Raw genomic sequence first — 19,283 nt, 5'->3', positions numbered from 1 at the left:
AAACGCCCCGCGCCGGGGTCAGGCTTTCAGGCGCTGACCGTCATGTCCCGAAATCGTCGTCGCCACGATCTGCCCGACCGGCTGCGGAGTGGCGAAGCGGACTTCGGCGAATTGCTCGGTCCGGCCCATATCCGGCGCTTCCATCAGGACGCGATGCGCGCAGCCATGTTGCGCGATCAGGTGCCGCGTGACAGCCGCAGCGCCCGCCGCCCGAAGCCGCGCGGCGCGCTCCTTGATCGCGCGGCCGCCCACCTGCGGCATCCGCGCGGCAGGCGTGCCCTGCCGCGGCGAATAGGGAAAGACATGCAGCCACGTCAGATGACATTCCTCGACCAATTTCAGCGAATTGTCGAAATGCGCCTCGGTCTCTGTCGGAAAGCCGGCGATGATATCGGCGCCGAAGGTCATGTCTGGGCGCAGCGCGCGTGCGTCTTCCGCGAAACGGATTGCATCATCGCGCAGGTGTCGCCGTTTCATGCGTTTCAGGATCAGGTCGTCGCCATGTTGCAGGCTCAGGTGCAGATGGGGCATCAGGCGCGGCTCGGTGGCGATGGCCTGCATCAGGTTCTCGTCCACCTCGATCGAATCGATCGAACTGATCCGCAGGCGCGGCAGGTCCGGCACCAGCTTGAGGATGCGCATGACCAGATCGCCCAGCTTGGGCTGTGCGGGCAAGTCGGCACCCCAGCTCGTAAGATCCACGCCGGTCAGCACGACCTCGTTGAAGCCCTTGTCCACCAGCCGCTTGATCTGGTCCACGATCACGCCCGCAGGCACCGACCGCGAGTTGCCGCGGCCATAGGGGATGATGCAGAAGGTGCAGCGATGATCGCAGCCGTTCTGAACCTGCACATAGGCGCGGCTGCGGGTGCCGAACCCGTCGATGAGATGCTGTGCGGTTTCCGTGACGGACATGATGTCGTTGACCTGCACAGTCTCTGTGTCGCCGATAAAATCCGCGGCGAGGCCATTCCAGGTGCCCGGCGTCATCTTCTCGGTATTGCCGATCACGGCATCCACTTCGGCCATCGCGCTGAAGGTCTCGGGCTCCGTCTGCGCGGCACAGCCGGTGACGATGAGCTTCGCGTCCGGGTTCTCGCGCCGCAGTTTGCGGATTTCCTGCCGCGCCTTGCGCACCGCTTCGGACGTGACCGCGCAGGTGTTCACGATCACCGCATCGCGGACGCCCGCCTGTGCGGCAAGATCCTTCATCGCCTCGGTCTCGTATGCGTTGAGCCGGCAGCCCAGGGTGGTGAATTTCGGCGCGCTCATGAATGTGCCTCCAGCCATTCGGGCATGAGCCGGCCGGTAAACACATGCGTGGTCGGCCCTGTCATCCAGACACCGTCATCGCGCCAATCGATTTCGATCCGCCCGCCATCGAGGTCGATCGTCACCCGCCGTCCGGTCAACCCGCGCCGCGCGGCGGCAACCGCCGTCGCGCAGGAGGATGAGCCGGAGGCAAGCGTCACGCCGACACCGCGTTCCCAGACGCGCATCCGAAGATGATCCCGGCCGACGAGGCTGGCGAATTGCACATTCGTGCGCTCGGGGAAAAGCGGATGATGCTCGATCTCGGCCCCCCGCGTTTCAAGATCGACACCCTCGGCATCCTCCACGAAGAACGTGCAATGCGGGTTTCCCATGCCGGTCGCGACCGGCGTGCCTTCAATGGGAAGCTCCAGCGTGTCCAAGGCCGAGGCCAAGGGCACATCGCGCCAATCGAGCTGCGGCTGTCCCATGTTCACAGACGTCAATCCGTTCCCGGCATCGCGCGCGAAAAGCTGTCCGCGCTCTGTCGTCAGGATCGCTTCCGCAGCGCCCGATTCGTCCATCAGATGCCGGGCAATGCATCGTGTGGCGTTCCCGCAGGCTGCCGAGGTCGAACCATCCGCGTTATAGAACACCAGCCGCGCCGTCGCGCCATCGCCGCTGCGCGACAGAATGGCCAATTGGTCGAATCCGACGCCGCAATGCCGATCCCCGATGGCGCGCGCCAGACCGGGCGTCATCTGCCTGTCCGAGTCGCGCAGATCCAGCACGACAAAATCATTGCCGAGCCCGTGCATTTTCATGAAAGAAAGGCCGTTCGCCATCTGGTCCACCATCCGCGCGGATATACGCGCCCCGAGGGTATCTTTCCAGCCTGCGGAAGGGCGGAAAATTCATCTCCATGAAGGAATGTCGTTTTTTTGGGGTTGACCGCCAACCGCCCTCTTTCTAGACACCGCGCCAGTGGGCCGTTAGCTCAGTTGGTAGAGCAACTGACTTTTAATCAGTGGGTCGCAGGTTCGAATCCTGCACGGCTCACCACTGTATCCTCAAGATTCGCGATGTATCCGCAGCTTGCCGAGCGTGTGGCGCTGTGCATGTGAAAGTCTTCCCTATGTTAAACCGAACTTTCCAGTTGCGAGTCGTTCGCAAAATCATATGTTGTTGCGAGTGATTTGCATGTGCAGATCGAACCTGTCATACCGCTGCAAGGAGGATCGTCCATGACACCCCGCTCAACCGCCATCATCATCGCCGCAACGTTCGGCCTTTGCACTGGTGCGGCTTCGGCCGAAGACAGGATGAAGGTGGTCACAACCTTCACCGTGCTTGCCGACATGGCCGCGAATGTCGCTGGCGACGCGGCCGAGGTGGTCTCCATCACCAAACCCGGAGCGGAAATCCATGGCTACGAGCCGACGCCGCAGGATATAGTGCGCGCCTATGATGCCGACCTCATCCTGTGGAACGGGATGAACCTGGAGCTTTGGTTCGAACAATTCGTCTCGAATCTCGGTGATATTCCGTCCGTGACACTGACTGACGGGATCGATCCAATTTCCATCGCGTCGGGCAGCTATGAGGGGAAACCGAACCCGCACGCCTGGATGGGGCTGGATAATGCGCTGATCTATATCGACAACATCGCCAAAGCCTTTTCCGAGCACGATCCGGGCAATGCCGAGATCTATGCGGCAAACGCCGAGCGCTACAAGGACGAGCTGCGCGCGACGATCAAGCCGCTGCGCGACGCGATTGCAACCATCCCCGAGGACCAGCGTTGGCTTGTCACATGCGAAGGCGCGTTCAGCTATCTGGCGCGGGATTTCGGGATGAAGGAGCTGTATCTCTGGCCGATGAACGCCGATCAGGTCGGCACGCCGCAGGAGGTGCGGGGCGTCATCGACGGGGTCCGCGAGAACGACATCCCGGTGGTGTTCTGCGAAAGCACCGTCAACACCGCCCCGGCGCAGCAGGTCGCCCGCGAGACCGGCGCGCGCTATGGCGGAGAGCTCTACGTCGATTCGCTCAGCATGGCCGATGGGCCGGTGCCGACCTATCTGGACCTGCTGACGGTCACATCGCGCACCGTTGTCGATGGGCTGACAGACGGGCAATGAGGCACATGACAAAGGATTTCGCCATGCTCGATGAGCAGAGCCAGAATTCGAGCGCCGCCGCCGGTCATTCTGGCGGCGCTGGGCTTTCGCTGCAGGACGTGACCGTGACCTATCGCAACGGTCATACCGCGCTCTGGAATGCGAGTTTCGAGATCCCGCGCGGCACCGTGACTGCGCTTGTCGGCGTAAACGGGGCCGGGAAATCCACGATCTTCAAGGCGATCATGGGGTTCGTGCCGGCGGCAAGCGGTGAGATCCGGATCCTCGGCATGCCGGTGCGCGAGGCTGTGGCGCGGAATTTCGTCGCCTATGTGCCGCAATCCGAAGAGGTGGATTGGGCCTTTCCCGTTCTCGTGGAGGATGTGGTGATGATGGGCCGCTATGGCCATATGGGCTTCCTGCGGCGCCCGAAACAGGCCGATCACGATGCGGTCGATCAGGCGCTGCAGCGCGTGAACATGCAGGACTTCCGGCATCGCCAGATCGGCGAGCTTTCCGGCGGGCAGCGCAAACGCGTCTTCCTCGCCCGCGCGCTGGCGCAGGACGGGCAGGTGATCTTGCTCGATGAGCCGTTCACCGGGGTCGACGTCAGGACGGAGGAGCAGATCATCGCCCTGCTGCGCGAACTGCGCGACGAGGGGCGGGTGATGCTCGTGTCCACCCACAACCTCGGCTCCGTGCCGGAATTCTGTGACCGAACCGTTCTGGTGAAGGGAACCGTGCTGGGCTACGGGCCGACCGATACCACCTTCACCCGTGCCAATCTCGAAGAGGCGTTCGGTGGCGTTTTGCGGCATTTCACGCTCGGCGGCGAAGTGCTGCACGATGACGAGGACGCGCGCGAGGTGACGATCTTCACCGATGATGAACGCCCCTTCGTCCAATATGGCGACAAGACCCAGCGCACGGATGCGAAGACATGATCGGCGTGTTGCTGGAACCCTTCGCCTATAACTACATGGCGAACGCGATGTGGGTCTCCGCCCTTCTGGGCGGTGTCTGCGCGTTCCTCTCCTCCTATCTGATGCTCAAGGGCTGGTCGCTGATCGGCGACGCGCTGTCTCATTCGGTCGTTCCGGGCGTGGCGGGCGCGTATATCCTCGGCCTGCCATTCGCACTTGGCGCGTTCATCGCGGGCGGGCTGGCTGCCGGGGCAATGCTCTTCCTGTCGGAACGCTCTGGGCTCAAGGTCGATGTGATCATCGGCCTGATCTTCACGTCCTTCTTCGGGCTCGGCCTCTTCATCGTGTCGATCAATCCGATGTCGGTGTCGATCCAGACGATCACCATGGGCAATATCCTTGCCATTACGCCCGAGGACACGTTGCAACTCGCGCTGATCGGGTTCGTCACGCTCGCCATCCTGCTGGCGAAGTGGAAAGACCTGATGGTCACTTTCTTCGATGAAAACCATGCCCGCACGATCGGGCTGCACCCGCAACGGCTCAAGGCGGTGTTCTTCGTGCTGCTCTCGGCCTCTGTCGTCGCGGCGATGCAGACCGTGGGCGCGTTCCTCGTGATCGCGATGGTCGTCACGCCGGGCGCGACGGCCTATCTGATATGCGACCGGTTCCCGCGGCTGATCCTGACATCGGTGGCCATCGGCGTTTTGACGAGCTTTGCCGGAGCCTATGCCAGCTATTTCCTGAACGGCGCAACGGGCGGGATCATCGTCACGTTGCAAACGCTGGTCTTCCTTGCCGCCTTCGTCTTCGCCCCGCAGCACGGGCTTCTTGCGGCACGGCGCAAGGCGCGGGAAGCGCTGCGTCGCGGTCCGTCCTCGGACAGTCTCGTCTCGGACAGTCTCGCAAAGGAGAGCGCGTGATGGATATCGAAACGCTGCTTCTGCCGTTCCGCTTCGCGTTCATGCAGAACGCGTTCTACATTTCGATGATCGTTGCCATTCCGACGGCGCTGTTGTCGTGCTTTCTGGTGCTGAAGGGATGGGCCTTGATGGGTGACGCGGTCAGCCACGCTGTGCTGCCCGGCATCGTTCTGGCCTATATTTTCGGTATTCCGCTGCTCGTTGGTGCCTTCGCCGCCGGCATGACCTGTGCCGTTGCGACAGGATATCTGGCGTCCAACAGCCGGGTCAAACAGGATACCGTCATGGGCGTCGTGTTTTCGGGAATGTTCGCGGTCGGTATCGTGCTCTATGTCTCGATCGAAACGAACGCCCATCTCGATCATATCCTTTTCGGCAACATGCTCGGGGTGGAGGCTTACGAGCTTTGGACCGCCGGCGTCATCTCCGCGTTGGTTTCCAGTGTGCTGGTGCTCAAGTGGAAAGACCTTCTGCTGCATAGCTTCGATCCAGCGCAGGCACAGGCATCAGGGTTGAGCGTGAGCCTTCTGCATTACGGACTTCTCGCCACGCTGTCGCTCGCCATTGTCGCGACGCTCTCCGCCGCAGGTTTGATCCTCGCCATCGGTTTGCTGATCGCGCCCGGCGCGATCGCGTTCCTGCTGGTGCGCAAGTTCTCGACGATGCTCTGGCTTTCGGTCATCATCAACATGGGGGCGATGTTGCTGGGCACCTATCTGAGCTTCTATCTCGACAGCGCGCCGGCGCCGACCATCATCCTCATTCTTACCATGCTCTTCCTGATCGCCTTTATCCGGCGGCAGGCCATCACCCGCCGCGCCTCGCGATTGCGCGTTCGGCACGGATAGGGCGCAAGGTCTTTCGAAAGACCTTCGCGCGGTTTCGAAACCGCGTGGCCAGCGCGCCCGGACGCGCCAAGCCTCAGGTCGTCACATCGGGCGCGCTGCGTCCGGTGCGCTCGGCCAGCTCGCTGATCTCGGCGACGGCTTGGGCAATTCCCTTGAGCGCGGCTTGTGGGTCCGTGTTCAGATCGCCTGCCGGCGGCTCGTAGCGTTCCAGGTAGATGCGCAGCGTCGCGCCATCGGTCCCGGTGCCAGAAAGGCGCAAGACCGCGCGGCCGCCGCCGTCGAAATGGATTCGCACACCCTGGTTATGGCTCATGCTGCCATCCACCGGGTCGTGATAGGAGAATCGATCCGCCTTGGTCACGGTTTCGCCGGCAAAGCTGCGCCCCGCCAGATTGTCGAGTTCTAGTGTCAGGTCGGACAGCAAATCGTTGGCGGCGGCGGCGTCCAGCCCTTCGTAATCGTGCCGCGAATAATAATTGCGCCCATAGGTCGTCCAGTGATCCTCCATAATCTCGCGCACCGACAGACCGCGCACAGCGAGGATGTTCAGCCACAACAGAACGGCCCAAAGCCCGTCTTTCTCGCGGACATGATCGCTTCCCGTTCCGGCGCTTTCCTCGCCGCATAGCGTAACGCGCCCCGCGTCGAGCAGGTTGCCGAAGAATTTCCAGCCGGTCGGCGTTTCAAAGCACTCCACGCCGAGCGCCTCTGCCACACGGTCAGCCGCCGCGCTGGTGGGCATGGAGCGGGCTATCCCGGCGATCCCCTGTGCGTAGCCGGGCGCAAGATGCGCACTGGCAGCAAGCACGGCGAGGCTGTCCGAAGGAGTGACGTAAACCCTACGCCCGAGGATCATGTTGCGGTCCCCGTCGCCATCCGAGGCGGCGGCGAAGTCCGGCGCATCCGCTTGCATCATCAGATCGACAAGCGACTTCGCCCAGATCGGGTTGGGATCGGGATGGCCGTTGCCGAAATCGGGCGACGGGGTGCCGTTCAGCACCGTGCCATCGGGCGCGCCGAGCCGGTCCTGAAGGATCGCCTTGGCATAGGGGCCGGTCACCGCGTGCATCGCATCGAAGCGCATGGTGAAATCGCTCTCCAGCAGCCGCGCGATGGCGTCGAAATCGAAAATCCCCTCCATGAGCGCGGCATAATCAGCCACGGGATCGACGATCTCGACCGTCATGTCGCCAAGCCGCGTTTCGCCCTTCGCGCTCAGCTCGATATTCTCCGCGCGCAGCGTCTTGTATTCGCGAATTCGCTGGGTTTCCGCATAGATCGCATCCGTCACGGTTTCCAGTGCCGGGCCGCCATTCGGCGTGTTGAACTTCATTCCGAAATCCGCGTCGATCCCGCCGGGATTGTGGCTGGCCGACAGGATGATCCCGCCATCCGCGCCGCGTTTGCGGATCAGGTTCGATGCAGCGGGCGTGGACAGCAAGCCGTCCTGACCGACAATCGCCCGCGCCGCGCCGTTCGCGGCGGCCATGCGCAGCAGCGTCTGGATCGCATCGGTGTTGAAAAAGCGCCCGTCGCCGCCGATCACGAAGGTTTTGCCTTCCGCGCCGCCGATGGCGTTGAAGATCGATTGCACGAAACATTCGACATAGCCCGGCTGCATGAACACGCGGGTTTTCTTGCGAAGCCCGGACGTGCCGGGCTTCTGGTCGTCGAATGGGGTGCAGGGCTGTGTCACGATCGTCATTCGGAAACCTCCGTACGGGAACTGCATCCGCGTTGTACGGTCATTCCCGTCCGGGTGCCACAGCCCCCGCGTGCGTCAGCCGAATTCCCGCCCGAGCGCTTCATCGACCGAGGCGACGATCTGGTCAATATCGTCTTTCCCGGCGATCAGGGCCGGGCTGAAGCACAAAGTGTTGTTGTAGCCGGGAAGCGACCGGTTGGTCGCGCCGATCACCACACCCTGATCCATGCAATCGGCCACGATCTTCTGAACGCGCTTTTCGGCCATGGGCTTGCGGCTCTCGCGATCCTCCACAAGCTCCGCGCCGAGGAAGAGACCCTTGCCGCGCACCTCTCCGATGACGGGATGCTTGTCCGCCAGCGCGCGCAGCGCGTCCAGCATGTAGTCGCCCATCCGAACGGTGTTATCGAGCAGGTCCTCATCCTCGATGATGCGCATGTTCTCCAGCGCCGCGGCGGGGCCGGCGGTGCAACCGCCGAAGGTCGAGATGTCGCGGAAATAGTTCATCGGATCGCTGTGATCGTCCTTGAACATCGAGAACACGTCCTCGGTGGTGACGAGACAGGCAATCGCGGCGTAGCCCGAGGCCACGCCCTTCGCCATCGTCACCATGTCGGGTTTCACGCCATAATGCTGATAGCCGAACCATTTGCCGGTCCGGCCGACGCCGCAGACAACCTCGTCGATATGCAGCAGGATGTCATACTTGCGGCAAATCTCCTGCACGCGCTCCCAATAACCCTGCGGTGGGGTGATGACGCCGCCGCCTGCCGTCACCGGTTCGAGGCAAAGCGCGCCAACGGTGTCGGCGCCTTCGCGCAAGATCACCTCCTCGATCTGGTTCGCGGCCCATTCGCCGTAATTCTCGCTCGGCGCGCCCTGATCGCCCGCGCGGTATTCCAGGCAATGGGGCACGCGCACGAAACCGGGGGTGAAGGGGCCGTATTGCGCGCCGCGCTCGTCCTGCCCGCCGGCGCTGAGCGTGGCAATGGTGGTGCCGTGATAATCGCGGTCGCGAAAGAGGATCTTGTTCTTCTTGCCGCCATAACGCTTATGCGCGATCTGGCGGACCATCTTGAAGGCCTTTTCATTCGCCTCCGACCCGGAGTTGCAATAATAAGTCCGCGTCATTCCCGGCATCTTCTCGATCAGCCGTTCGGAGAAGAGCGCGCCGGGAATGGAACCGGCGGTTCCCGCAAAGTAGTTCAGCTTCACAAGCTGGTCATAGACCGCCTTGGCGATGCTTTCCCGCCCATAGCCCACATTGACCGTCCAGACACCACCCGACACGGCATCGAGATGCTCTTTCCCCTTCTGATCCCAGACGCGCATCCCCTTGCCTTCGACGATGATCCGGGGATCGTTCGTCTCGAACGGTTTGTGCTGGATGAGATGGTGCCAGACATGAGCGCGGTCGGCTTCGACCACATGGCTTAGATCGTTCTGGGACAGGGTGCCGTCCATGGCGGTAGCCTCCAATGCAAGATATTCGAAATTCCGCCGAGCGTGGCGCGGCTGGACGCCATTTTGCGGCGGCGGACGCCCTAGCGTCAAGGGCGCGCGGCGTCGTGCGGCGATTTGGGGCTTATCCCTCGGCCGCACCGCCGACCATCGCAACCAATTGCGCGACCTGGCGGTCGAGCCAAAGCCGGGCCTGATCGACGAATTCGACATAGCCATTGAGCCCGCCGGAGATCTGCGGAATGGCCGCGCCAAGCTGCGCCGCGAAAACGTATAGTGCGGTGCCTGCGGCGAAAAGCAGGAAGACGAGGACGAAGCCGCGCCGGAAGCTGCCCTCATCGTCATCGTCGTCATAATCGAGATTGGCCTGCACACTGCGCACCTCGCGCCGCTCGTTCGACGCACGCAGGGATTGGTTGATCTCGTCGATATCGGGCAGCATGTCGCCGCGCGATTGCGGCCGATCGGCGATCGCGGACGCCGCCGCCGCGCTGTAGGCGGCCGCCGGATCCTCGCCGCGCAGGCGTCGCATGCGATCCTGCGCCTGCCGGGCGCGTTTGGCGGCTTCGTCCTCGGGCTCCTGCAGTCCGAGATCGGGCTGCTCTTCAAGCGATTCTGCCTGTTTGGCGCGCACGCGGGATTCGCGCTCGGCTTCCTCGCGCAGAATGTCCGCGACGGCGGGATCGAGTTCGCGCCGTTTGGGGGCGGGCCCCGGCGCGGGCGGCTCGGCCGGCCCCGGCGATGGGTTGACGTTCGGACCTACGGTCGGTGCATCCTCCACCTCGGGGTGCCAGACCGCATCTTTCGGCGCGGCATCGGCGGCCGCGAGCGCCTCGGGTGACTGTTCGGCATCGGGCCGCTGAAACCAGGTATTGCCGCAGTTGGAGCACTGCACATCCCGCCCGTCCTCGGGAATGACATCGGAGGGAACCTCGTATTCGGCTCCGCAGCTTGGACATGTCAGCCGCATTCACACTTGCCCTTCTTGGACGCGCCCCTTTTAGTGGAACATCGTCGTTTCCAGCCCTCGGCGCAGCATAGGGGCGGCAGGTTGCTTGTAAAACCCCATTGTGATGAGCCGCACGGATTGAAACCGGCACGATGCTCAGGCACAACAGCGCCAATTGAGGCAGGGGCGGAACGGCCGTGATCGAGTTGGAAAATGTGGCCTACAGCTATGGCGGTGGCGAATTGCTGACCGACCTGTCGCTGACCGTGCCGCCGGGATCCTTTCATTTCCTGACCGGCCCGTCCGGATCGGGAAAGACGACCTTTCTCAAGCTCTGTTACGGCGCGCTGCAAGCGACCGCCGGACATGTGCGGCTCTTCGATCGCGACGTGCGCAGCCTCGGGCGGGACGATATCGCGCTTTTACGCCGCAGGGTCGGAGTCGTGCATCAGGATTGCCAGTTTCTCGATCATTTGCCGGTGACGGAAAATGTCGCGCTGCCGCTTGCCGTTTCGGGCCAGGACAGCGGCGGCACCGATGCGAACCTCAAGGAATTGCTGGCCTGGGTCGGTCTGACCGCGCGAGCGGACGCGTTGCCGCCGGAACTGTCGGGCGGGGAACGCCAACGCGCGGCGCTGGCCCGCGCGGTCATCATGTCGCCCGATGTGATCCTGGCCGACGAGCCGACGGGAAACATCGATTGGGAGATGTCGCAGCGCTTGCTCAAGCTGCTTGTCGAGTTGAACCGCATGGGCAAGACGGTTCTCGTGGCGACGCATGACCTGAGCCTCATCCGCGCCGCCAAGGCGCAGGTTCAGACGCGGGTTCTGCGGATCTCGAACCGGCGGCTGCAAACCGCAGGAGCGGATCTGTGAAGCTGGGCCTTGGCGCAGGGGCGCAGATGCTCCGGTTCGACGAAAAGGCCGACCGGGTCGTGCCGCCAACCGGATTCACGGCGCGGCTTACACTGTTCAGCGCCTTCGCGATGGCCTTCCTTGCGGTGTTCGCGCTGGCGCTATCGCTCGCGGCGGGCCGCGTCGCCGAACGATGGGGCGACGAACTCGCGCAATCCTCGACCGTGCGCATCTCTGCGCCAGCGGGCGAAGTTGCGCGCCAGACCGAAGCGGCGCTGCGGGTGCTGCGCACGACGCCGGGGATCGTGGATGCCCGCGCGCTCACCGATGAAGAGCAGCGCGCCTTGCTGACACCGTGGTTCGGCGCCGATCTTCCGGTCGAAGATTTGCCGCTGCCGCAGCTCATCGATATCGAGGAAACGCCGGAGGGCTATGACGCCGCGGGCCTGCGCCTGCGTCTTGCGGCCGAAGCGCCCGCCGCGGTGCTCGACGATCACGCGCGCTGGCGCAAGCCGCTGACGCGCGCCGCGTCGCGGATGCGATGGCTCGGATGGGCGGCGATCCTGCTCATCGGCGCAGCGACCGCATCGATGGTGACGCTGGCCGCCAATGCCTCTCTGGCGGCGAATGCGCAGGTGATCGCCGTTCTGCGGCTCGTCGGTGCGACCGATGCCTATATCGCGAGCGCCTTCGTCCGCCGTTTTGCCTTGCGCGCGCTGGGCGGGGCCGCTGGAGGAACGCTGATCGGGGTTGGCGCGCTCTTTCTCGTTCCCTCCGGTGGTGATGACACCGGGTTTCTGACCGATCTGTCGATCCAGGGTTGGGGATGGCTCTGGGTGCTGCTGATCCCGCCGGTTTTCGGGCTCGTTGCGTTCTTCGCCACGCGCTTTGCCGCCAAGCGTGTTCTGGAGGAGTTGGCCTGATGGCTTACGCGATCCAATGGCTGCGCTCGCTCGTTTACATGACGTCGATCTATCTCGCCATCGCGGTGGTCGGGTTGGCTTTGTTTCCGTGGGCCGTGTTTTCACGGCGCGGGGCGCGCGCGGGGTGCATGACCGTCTGCCGCTATGTTCGCTGGGCGGGGCCGTGGATGGTCGGGCTCAAAACCGAGGTGCGCGGCGCGCCGCCCGATTACGAGTGTATCGTCGCCGCCAAGCATCAGAGCTTTCTCGACGTTTTCATGGTGTTCTCCGCCCTGCCGGCGGGAAAATTCATCATGAAACGCATCCTGATGTATGCGCCCGTTGTCGGGCAATACGGGCTGCGCATCGGCTGTATCCCGGTGGATCGCGGCAAGCGCGGCAAGGCGATCAAGCAGATGGTCGAGGCGGTCGCGCGGGGCGAGGCGACGCCGGGGCAGCTCATCATCTATCCGCAAGGAACCCGCACCCCGCCCGGTGTGAAGGCACCTTACAAGATCGGCCCCGCGGTGCTTTACGAACAGCTCGGGCAACCTTGTGTGCCGGTTGCTGCCAATGTCGGGCTTTTCTGGCCCAAGCGCGGGGTTTACCGCAAGCCGGGAACCGCCGTTGTCGAGTTTCTGGAGCCGATCCCGCCGGGGCTGCCGCGCCGCGAGTTTCTGGCGGTTCTGGAAGAGCGGATCGAAACGGCGTCGGATCGGCTGAATGCCGAGGCGGGATTTCACCGCGCGCCGTGACGCAGCCTGGTTGCGCTATCCCGAGCCGATGGAACGGGTATAGCGCCCAGGTTTACATATGGATCGGTCCGTCGCCGCAAGCCAGCGCCGCCTCGCGCACCGCTTCGGAATAGGTCGGGTGAGCGTGGCAGGTGAGCGCCAGATCCTCGGCCGCAGCACCGAACTCCATGGCGACGCAAATCTCGTGAATGAGATCGCCAGCCATCGGACCGATGATATGCGCGCCAAGGATACGATCGGTTTCCTTGTCGGCAAGGATCTTCACGAACCCGTCTGCGGCGAAATTGGCCTTGGCGCGGCCGTTGCCCATGAAGGAGAATTTGCCGGTCTTGTAGGCGCGGCCCTCTTCCTTCAGCTGCTCTTCGGTCTGCCCGACCGACGCGACCTCGGGATGGGTGTAGATCACCGCCGGGATGACGCCGTAATTCACATGGCCATGCTTGCCCGCGATCACCTCGGCGGCGGCCATGCCTTCGTCCTCGGCCTTATGCGCCAACATCGGGCCGTCGATGCAATCGCCGATCGCGTAGATGCCCTTGACGCTGGTCTGCCACTCCGCGTCGGTCTTGATCTGCCCGCGCTGGGTCATCTCGATGCCAAGCGCGTTGAGGCCCAGACCGTCGGTATAGGGGCGGCGGCCGGTGGCGACGAGCACGATATCGGCCTCTGCGGTCTGTTCGCTATCATCCTTGCGCAGCTTGTAAGTGACGGTCGCCTTGTTGCCCGATGCCTTCACCGATTGCACGGCGGCGCCCATAGTGAATTTCAGCCCCTGTTTCTTGAGCAGTTTCTGGAACGCCTTTTGCACCTCCCCATCCATACCGGGGGTGATCGCGTCGAGATATTCGATCACCTGCACATCGGTCCCGAGCCGGCTGTAGACTGAACCGAGCTCCAGCCCGATGACGCCCGCGCCGATTACGATCATGGATTTCGGAATCTTCGGCAGTTCCAGCGCGCCGGTCGAGCTGACCACGGTTTTCTCGTCCACCGTCACATCAGCGCCCGGCACGGGCGAGACCTCGGAGCCGGAGGCGATGATGATGTTCTTCGCATCATGCACCTCGTCCCCGACCTTGACCTTTCCGGCCTCGGGGATCGATCCCCAGCCCTTGAGCCAGTCGATCTTGTTCTTTTTGAACAGGAACTCGATGCCCTTGGTGTTGACCTCGATCGTCTCGTTCTTGTAGGTCAGCATCTGCTTCCAGTCGACCGAAGGGCTTTTGCCCTTCAGGCCCATCTTGGCGAAGTTATGTTCGGCCTCGTGCAGTTGGTGGGAGGCATGGAGCAGCGCCTTCGAGGGGATGCAGCCCACGTTCAGGCAGGTGCCGCCGAGCGTCTCGCGGCCCTCCACGCACGCGGTTTTCAGGCCGAGCTGCGCGCAGCGGATCGCGGCCACGTAGCCGCCGGGGCCGGAGCCGATGACGATGACGTCGTATTGTGCCATTTGCGGTGTCCTTTGTTGTGGGCGGGGGAGGGGGCGCTGCCCCCGCGCGCCATGCGCGCCCCCCGGGATATTTGGAGCAAGAAGAAATCACATGAGCGCCGCGAGGAGCATCAGCGCGGTGGCGACGAAACCCGCGATCCAGATGACCGAGCGCCACGGTGTCCAACCGAAGTAATAGGCGGGAACATAGAGGATACGCGCGATCAGATAGGCGGCGGCGCAGAGGGCCGTGAAAAGCGTGCCTTGATCGGAAAAGGAGATCACCGTGCAGGCGATGCCGAAGAGGATCAGCCCCTCGAAATGGTTGTTCATCGCGCGTTGCAGGCGCGCCGTCTTGTCCGACAGGCTGCGCGATGGCGGGCGGTCGCGGGGCGACATTGTGTAACCCGGCCCGAGTTCGCGATTGGCTGGCACGGCGAAGAGCACGAATTGCAAGACCTGCAGCAGAGCGGCGAGGGTAAGGGCGGTGAGTTCGGGGGTCATGTGGCGTGCCTCGCTTTGCATTGCGCCGGCTGATGTTGAGGGCGGCGTGCGGGTGCGCCGGGCAGATCGCCCGGCGGTCCGTCAGAGATCCATCAACAACCGGCGCGGGTCTTCCAGCGCCTCTTTCACGCGGACGAGGAACGTCACCGCGCCCTTGCCGTCGACGATGCGGTGATCGTAGCTGAGCGCCAGATACATCATCGGGCGGATCTTGATCTCGCCGCCGATCACCATCGGGCGGTCCTGGATCTTGTGCATGCCGAGGATGCCCGATTGCGGCGGGTTGAGGATCGGGGAGGACATGAGCGAGCCGTAGACGCCGCCATTGGAGATGGTGAAGGTGCCGCCCTGCATCTCGGCCATGGAAAGCTTGCCGTCGCGGGCGCGGCGGCCCTTCTCGGCGATGGCCTTCTCGATCTCGGCGAAGCTCATTGCGTCGGCGTCACGGATGACCGGCACCACGAGACCCTGCGGCGTGCCTGCGGCGACGCCCATGTGGACGAAGTTCTTGTAGACGATTTCGGTGCCGTCGATCTCGGCGTTGACCTCGGGCACCTCTTTCAGCGCGTGGCAGCAGGCCTTGGTGAAGAAGGACATGAAGCCGAGGCGGACGCCGTGTTTCTTCTCGAAGAGATCCTTGTATTCGTTGCGCAGGGCCATGACCTCGGTCATGTCCACCTCGTTATAGGTGGTCAGGATCGCGGCGGTGTTCTGGGCGTCCTTGAGGCGGCGGGCGATCGTCTGGCGCAGGCGGGTCATCTTGACCCGTTCCTCGCGCGAGGCGTCATCGGCGGACACCGGCGCGCGCGGGGCGCTGGCGGGGGCGCTGCCCTGTTGCGGGGCGCTGGAGGCGGCGGCTACAGCTTTTGCCACGTCTTCCTTCATCACGCGCCCATCCTTGCCGGAGCCGTCGACCTGGTCGCGGCTGATGCCGGCTTCGGCCATTGCTTTCTTGGCAGAAGGCGCATCCTCGACATCCGCACCGCCGGTGCTGGCGGGCTGGCTGCCAGGGGCGGGTTTGGTTTCCTGCGCCTTGGCGGACGCCGCGGCACCGGCGCTGCCGCCGATCACACCGAGCTTGCCGCCGGCCTGAACGGTCGCGCCTTCTTCGGCGGTGATCTCGCTGAGCGTACCGGCGGCGGGGGCGGGCACTTCGACGGAAACCTTGTCGGTCTCGAGTTCGCACAGCATCTCGTCTTGCGCGACCGTATCACCGACCTTCTTGAACCATGTCGAAACGGTGGCTTCGCTCACGGATTCGCCGAGAGTCGGGACCATGATATCGGTGGAGCCGCCGCTTTCGCCTTGGCCGCTATCGGCCTCGGGCGCGTCGGGCGCAGCGGCCTTGGCCGGCCGTTCCTCGATCGTGGCGGAACCGGCGTCTCTGGCCTCGGCGATGGTGGCAAGCAGCGCATCGACGCCGACGGTTTCCCCCTCGGCGGCGACGATGTCGGCCAGTTTGCCGGAGGCAGGCGCAGGCACTTCGACGGTGACCTTGTCGGTCTCCAGTTCGCACAGCATCTCGTCCTGCGCGATGGTGTCGCCGGGTTTCTTGAACCAGGTGGCGACAGTCGCTTCGGTGACCGATTCTCCCAGGGTGGGCACGCGCACTTCGGTGGTCATTATTTCTTCCCTTCGATCGTCAGCGCCTCGTCAACGAGCGCCTCTTGCTGTGCTTTGTGTTGGCTGGCCAGGCCCGTGGCCGGAGAGGCCGATGTGGCACGGCCGACATAGGTCGGGCGACGGGTCTTGGCTTTGATCCGCCCGAGAACCCATTCGAGATTCGGCTCCATGAAGGTCCATGCGCCCTGGTTCTTGGGCTCTTCCTGGCACCAGATCATTTCTGCCTGCGGGAAGCGTTCCAGCTCTTTCACCGCCGAGATGGCGGGGAAGGGATAGAACTGCTCGAACCGCAGGATGTAGACATCGTCGATTCCGCGGGCATCGCGTTCTTCGAGCAGGTCGTAATAGACCTTTCCCGAACACATCACGACGCGTTTGATCTTGTCGTCCGGCGCCAGCTTCGTATCCGACTGGCCCTTTTCTGCATCGTCCCAAAGCACGCGGTGAAAGCTCGACCCATCCGTGAAATCCTCGGCGGTGGAGGTCGCGAGCTTGTGGCGGAGGAGCGATTTGGGCGTCATCAGGATGAGCGGCTTGCGGAAGCTGCGATGCAGCTGCCGGCGCAGGATGTGGAAGTAATTGGCCGGGGTCGTGCAATTCGCGACGATCCAGTTGTCCTGCCCGCACATTTGCAGGAAGCGCTCCAGCCGGGCGGAGGAATGTTCGGGCCCCTGGCCCTCGAAGCCGTGCGGCAGCAGGCAGACGAGGCCCGACATGCGAAGCCATTTGCTCTCGCCCGACGAAATGAACTGGTCGAACATGATCTGCGCGCCATTGGCGAAATCGCCGAACTGCGCTTCCCAAAGGGTGAGCGCATTCGGTTCGGCAAGGCTGTAGCCATATTCGAAGCCGAGCACGGCGTATTCGGAAAGGGCGCTGTCGATCACCTCGTAACGGCTTTGCCCCTCGCGGATGTGGTTGAGCGGGTAGTAGCGCTCTTCGGTTTCCTGATCGACCAGACCGGAGTGGCGCTGACTGAACGTGCCCCGGGTGCTGTCCTGCCCCGCCAGCCGGACAGGGTAGCCTTCGGTGAGCAGCGAGCCGAAGGACAGCGCCTCTGCCGTGGCCCAGTCAAAGCCCTTGCCGGTTTCGAACATTTCCTTTCGGGCGTCGAGAAAGCGGCTGATCGTGCGATGAAGCGGGAAACCGTCCGGGACGGTCGTCAGGGCCTTGCCGATCTCGGCGAGGGTCCCGGGCTTGATCGAGGTCTTGCCCCGCTGATATTTGCCCTGTTTCTGGCGATCGAGATGCGACCAGCGGCCATCGAGCCAATCGGCCTTGTTCGGCTTGTAGTTCTTGCCGGCCTCGAACTCCTCGTTCAGATGCGACTGAAACGCCGCTTTCATATCCTCGACTTCGCCTTCGGGGATCAATCCATCTTTCACCAGACGTTCAGTATAAAGCGACAGGGTGGTCTTCTGCTGCTTGATCTTCTTGTACATGAGGGGATTGGTGAACATCGGTTCATCCCCCTCGTTGTGGCCGAAGCGGCGATAGCAGAACATGTCGATCACCACGTCTTTGCCGAATTTCTGGCGGAACTCGGTGGCGACCTTGGCGGCGTGAACCACCGCTTCCGGGTCATCGCCATTGACGTGGAAGATCGGCGCTTCGACCACCAGCGCGTTGTCCGTGGGATAAGGGGAGGACCGGCTGAAATGCGGCGCCGTGGTGAAGCCGATCTGGTTGTTCACCACGATATGGATCGTGCCGCCGGTGCGGTGGCCGCGCAGGCCCGAAAGCGCGAAACATTCCGCCACCACCCCTTGCCCGGCAAAGGCCGCGTCACCGTGCAGCAAAAGTGGGATGACCTGTTTGCGCTCGGTATCGCCCAGCTGATCCTGCTTGGCCCGCACCTTGCCCAGAACGACAGGGTTAACGGCTTCGAGATGCGACGGGTTCGCCGTCAGCGACAGGTGGACGGTGTTGCCGTCGAATTCACGGTCGGAGGATGCGCCGAGATGGTATTTCACGTCGCCGGACCCGTCGACCTCGTCGGGCTTGAAACTGCCGCCCTGAAATTCGTTGAAGATCGCGCGGTAGGGTTTTTGCATCACATTGGCGAGCACGGACAGACGGCCGCGATGCGGCATGCCGATGGTGATCTCCTTCACCCCGAGATTGCCGCCGCGCTTGATGATCTGCTCCATTGCGGGGATCAGGCTTTCGCCGCCGTCGAGGCCGAAGCGCTTGGTGCCCATGTATTTGACATGGAGAAACTTCTCGAAACCCTCGGCCTCGACCATCTTGTTCAGAATGGCTTTGCGACCCTCGCGCGTGAACTTGACTTCCTTGCCGTAGCCTTCGATCCGCTCCTTCAGCCAGGCGGATTGTTCGGGGTCGGAAATATGCATGTATTGCAGCGCGAATGTGCCGCAATAGGTGCTTTTCACGATATCCACAATCTGCCGCATCGACGCGATCTGAAGACCCAGCACATTGTCGATGAAGATCGGGCGATCCATGTCCGCTTCGGTGAAGCCGTAGGATTTCGGATCGAGTTCGGGATGCGGGGTTTCGTCCCGCATGCCCAAAGGATCGAGATCGGCGGCAAGATGGCCGCGGATGCGATAGGCGCGGATCAGCATGAGCGCGCGGATCGAATCCAGCACGGCGCGTTGAATGGCATCGTCAGTGACCTCAACGCCTTTCTCGGCCGCTTTCGCCTTGATCTTGTCGCCTGCCGCCTTCGTCTCGATCGAGGCGGGCCATTGCCCGTCAAGCGCCGCTGTCAGATCGTCACCGGGCATCGGGGGCCAATCGGCGCGCGCCCAGCTTGGGCCGCTGGCCTCTTTCTGCACGCTCGTTCCATCATCGCCGAGCTGTCTGAAGAACGCTTGCCAAGCCTCATCGACCGCATTCGGATCGGACGCGTAGCGGGCATACATCTGTTCGAGATATTCCGCGTTATGGCCCTGCATGAAGCTGGACGCGTGGAACAATGCGTTGGGGCTTTGATCTGTCATCTTTGGCCTCCCGACCGGGTTGGATCAAGCAGCAGGAAAGCGGATCAACGGATCCGCTATCGCGCGGCTTGCT

General features: G+C 63.2%; 16 protein-coding genes and 1 tRNA gene. 8 read left to right on the top strand and 9 right to left on the bottom strand.

What is annotated here, in order from left to right:
- Positions 1 to 18: 18 nt before the first annotated feature.
- A complete protein-coding gene (mtaB, locus tag M3465_RS02940; RefSeq protein WP_249500201.1) occupies positions 19 to 1,272 on the bottom strand; it encodes a tRNA (N(6)-L-threonylcarbamoyladenosine(37)-C(2))-methylthiotransferase MtaB in 1,254 nt (417 codons plus the stop codon).
- Positions 1,269 to 2,096 (bottom strand): diaminopimelate epimerase, encoded by an 828-nt coding sequence (gene dapF, locus M3465_RS02935; protein ID WP_249500200.1) that lies wholly within the window; start codon positions 2,094 to 2,096, stop codon positions 1,269 to 1,271. The genes mtaB and dapF overlap by 4 nt, the downstream gene beginning before the upstream one ends.
- A gap of 141 nt (positions 2,097 to 2,237) precedes the next feature.
- Between dapF and M3465_RS02930 the strand changes: the two genes are divergently transcribed.
- The 5 genes from M3465_RS02930 to M3465_RS02910 all read left to right on the top strand — a co-directional run bounded on the left by M3465_RS02930 (position 2,238) and on the right by M3465_RS02910 (position 6,065).
- A tRNA-Lys gene (locus M3465_RS02930) sits at positions 2,238 to 2,313 on the top strand.
- A 182-nt stretch (positions 2,314 to 2,495) separates the two neighbouring features.
- Positions 2,496 to 3,392: a metal ABC transporter substrate-binding protein gene (locus M3465_RS02925; RefSeq protein ID WP_249500199.1), complete on the top strand. Its 897-nt coding sequence runs from the start codon at positions 2,496 to 2,498 to the stop codon at positions 3,390 to 3,392.
- A gap of 23 nt (positions 3,393 to 3,415) precedes the next feature.
- Complete coding sequence (locus tag M3465_RS02920; RefSeq protein WP_249500852.1) at positions 3,416 to 4,315, top strand: manganese/iron ABC transporter ATP-binding protein; 900 nt, start codon at positions 3,416 to 3,418, stop codon at positions 4,313 to 4,315.
- Entirely contained in the window at positions 4,312 to 5,217 is a 906-nt protein-coding gene (locus M3465_RS02915) for a metal ABC transporter permease (RefSeq protein WP_249500198.1), read from the top strand. Before M3465_RS02920 ends, M3465_RS02915 begins: the two co-directional genes overlap by 4 nt.
- On the top strand, positions 5,217 to 6,065 hold the full coding sequence (locus tag M3465_RS02910; RefSeq protein ID WP_249500197.1) for a metal ABC transporter permease: 849 nt from the start codon (positions 5,217 to 5,219) through the stop codon (positions 6,063 to 6,065). The genes M3465_RS02915 and M3465_RS02910 overlap by 1 nt, the downstream gene beginning before the upstream one ends.
- Before the next feature lie 73 nt (positions 6,066 to 6,138).
- On the opposite strand, the gene M3465_RS02905 is transcribed toward M3465_RS02910, so the two are convergent.
- The 3 genes from M3465_RS02905 to M3465_RS02895 all read right to left on the bottom strand — a co-directional run bounded on the left by M3465_RS02905 (position 6,139) and on the right by M3465_RS02895 (position 10,201).
- Positions 6,139 to 7,770 carry an alpha-D-glucose phosphate-specific phosphoglucomutase gene (locus M3465_RS02905; RefSeq protein WP_249500196.1) on the bottom strand — a complete coding sequence of 544 codons (1,632 nt, stop codon included), beginning with the start codon at positions 7,768 to 7,770 and terminating at the stop codon, positions 6,139 to 6,141.
- A 75-nt stretch (positions 7,771 to 7,845) separates the two neighbouring features.
- Entirely contained in the window at positions 7,846 to 9,234 is a 1,389-nt protein-coding gene (locus M3465_RS02900; RefSeq protein ID WP_249500195.1) for an aminotransferase family protein, read from the bottom strand.
- Between the two features lie 121 nt (positions 9,235 to 9,355).
- Positions 9,356 to 10,201, bottom strand: coding sequence for a zinc-ribbon domain-containing protein (locus M3465_RS02895; protein WP_249500194.1), 846 nt, complete (start codon positions 10,199 to 10,201; stop codon positions 9,356 to 9,358).
- Positions 10,202 to 10,377: 176 nt separating this feature from the next.
- Here M3465_RS02895 and M3465_RS02890 point away from each other — a divergent pair, with 176 nt between their 5' ends.
- The 3 genes from M3465_RS02890 to M3465_RS02880 are packed head-to-tail and all read left to right on the top strand — an operon-like array spanning position 10,378 to position 12,691.
- A complete protein-coding gene (locus M3465_RS02890) occupies positions 10,378 to 11,055 on the top strand; it encodes a cell division ATP-binding protein FtsE (RefSeq protein ID WP_249500193.1) in 678 nt (225 codons plus the stop codon).
- A gap of 26 nt (positions 11,056 to 11,081) precedes the next feature.
- Positions 11,082 to 11,957, top strand: coding sequence for a cell division protein FtsX (locus tag M3465_RS02885; RefSeq protein ID WP_249500851.1), 876 nt, complete (start codon positions 11,082 to 11,084; stop codon positions 11,955 to 11,957).
- Positions 11,957 to 12,691 (top strand): lysophospholipid acyltransferase family protein, encoded by a 735-nt coding sequence (locus M3465_RS02880; RefSeq protein ID WP_249500192.1) that lies wholly within the window; start codon positions 11,957 to 11,959, stop codon positions 12,689 to 12,691. Before M3465_RS02885 ends, M3465_RS02880 begins: the two co-directional genes overlap by 1 nt.
- A 52-nt stretch (positions 12,692 to 12,743) precedes the next feature.
- Here M3465_RS02880 and lpdA read toward each other — a convergent pair whose 3' ends face one another.
- The 4 genes from lpdA to M3465_RS02860 all read right to left on the bottom strand — a co-directional run bounded on the left by lpdA (position 12,744) and on the right by M3465_RS02860 (position 19,210).
- The gene (gene lpdA, locus M3465_RS02875) at positions 12,744 to 14,138 is read right to left on the bottom strand and encodes a dihydrolipoyl dehydrogenase (protein WP_249500191.1); all 1,395 of its coding nucleotides are present in this window, start codon (positions 14,136 to 14,138) and stop codon (positions 12,744 to 12,746) included.
- 87 nt (positions 14,139 to 14,225) lie between these two features.
- Positions 14,226 to 14,621: an MAPEG family protein gene (locus tag M3465_RS02870; protein ID WP_249500190.1), complete on the bottom strand. Its 396-nt coding sequence runs from the start codon at positions 14,619 to 14,621 to the stop codon at positions 14,226 to 14,228.
- Positions 14,622 to 14,702: 81 nt separating this feature from the next.
- Positions 14,703 to 16,244, bottom strand: coding sequence for a 2-oxoglutarate dehydrogenase complex dihydrolipoyllysine-residue succinyltransferase (gene odhB / locus M3465_RS02865; RefSeq protein ID WP_249500189.1), 1,542 nt, complete (start codon positions 16,242 to 16,244; stop codon positions 14,703 to 14,705).
- Positions 16,244 to 19,210, bottom strand: a complete 2,967-nt coding sequence (locus M3465_RS02860; RefSeq protein ID WP_249500188.1) for a 2-oxoglutarate dehydrogenase E1 component — start codon at positions 19,208 to 19,210, stop codon at positions 16,244 to 16,246. The genes odhB and M3465_RS02860 overlap by 1 nt, the downstream gene beginning before the upstream one ends.
- Between the last annotated feature and the right edge of the window lie 73 nt (positions 19,211 to 19,283).

It is taken from the genome of Marivita sp. GX14005, assembly GCF_023370775.1.
Classification (GTDB): Bacteria; Pseudomonadota; Alphaproteobacteria; order Rhodobacterales; family Rhodobacteraceae; genus Marivita.
This window is presented reverse-complemented; position numbering and strand designations above follow the sequence as displayed.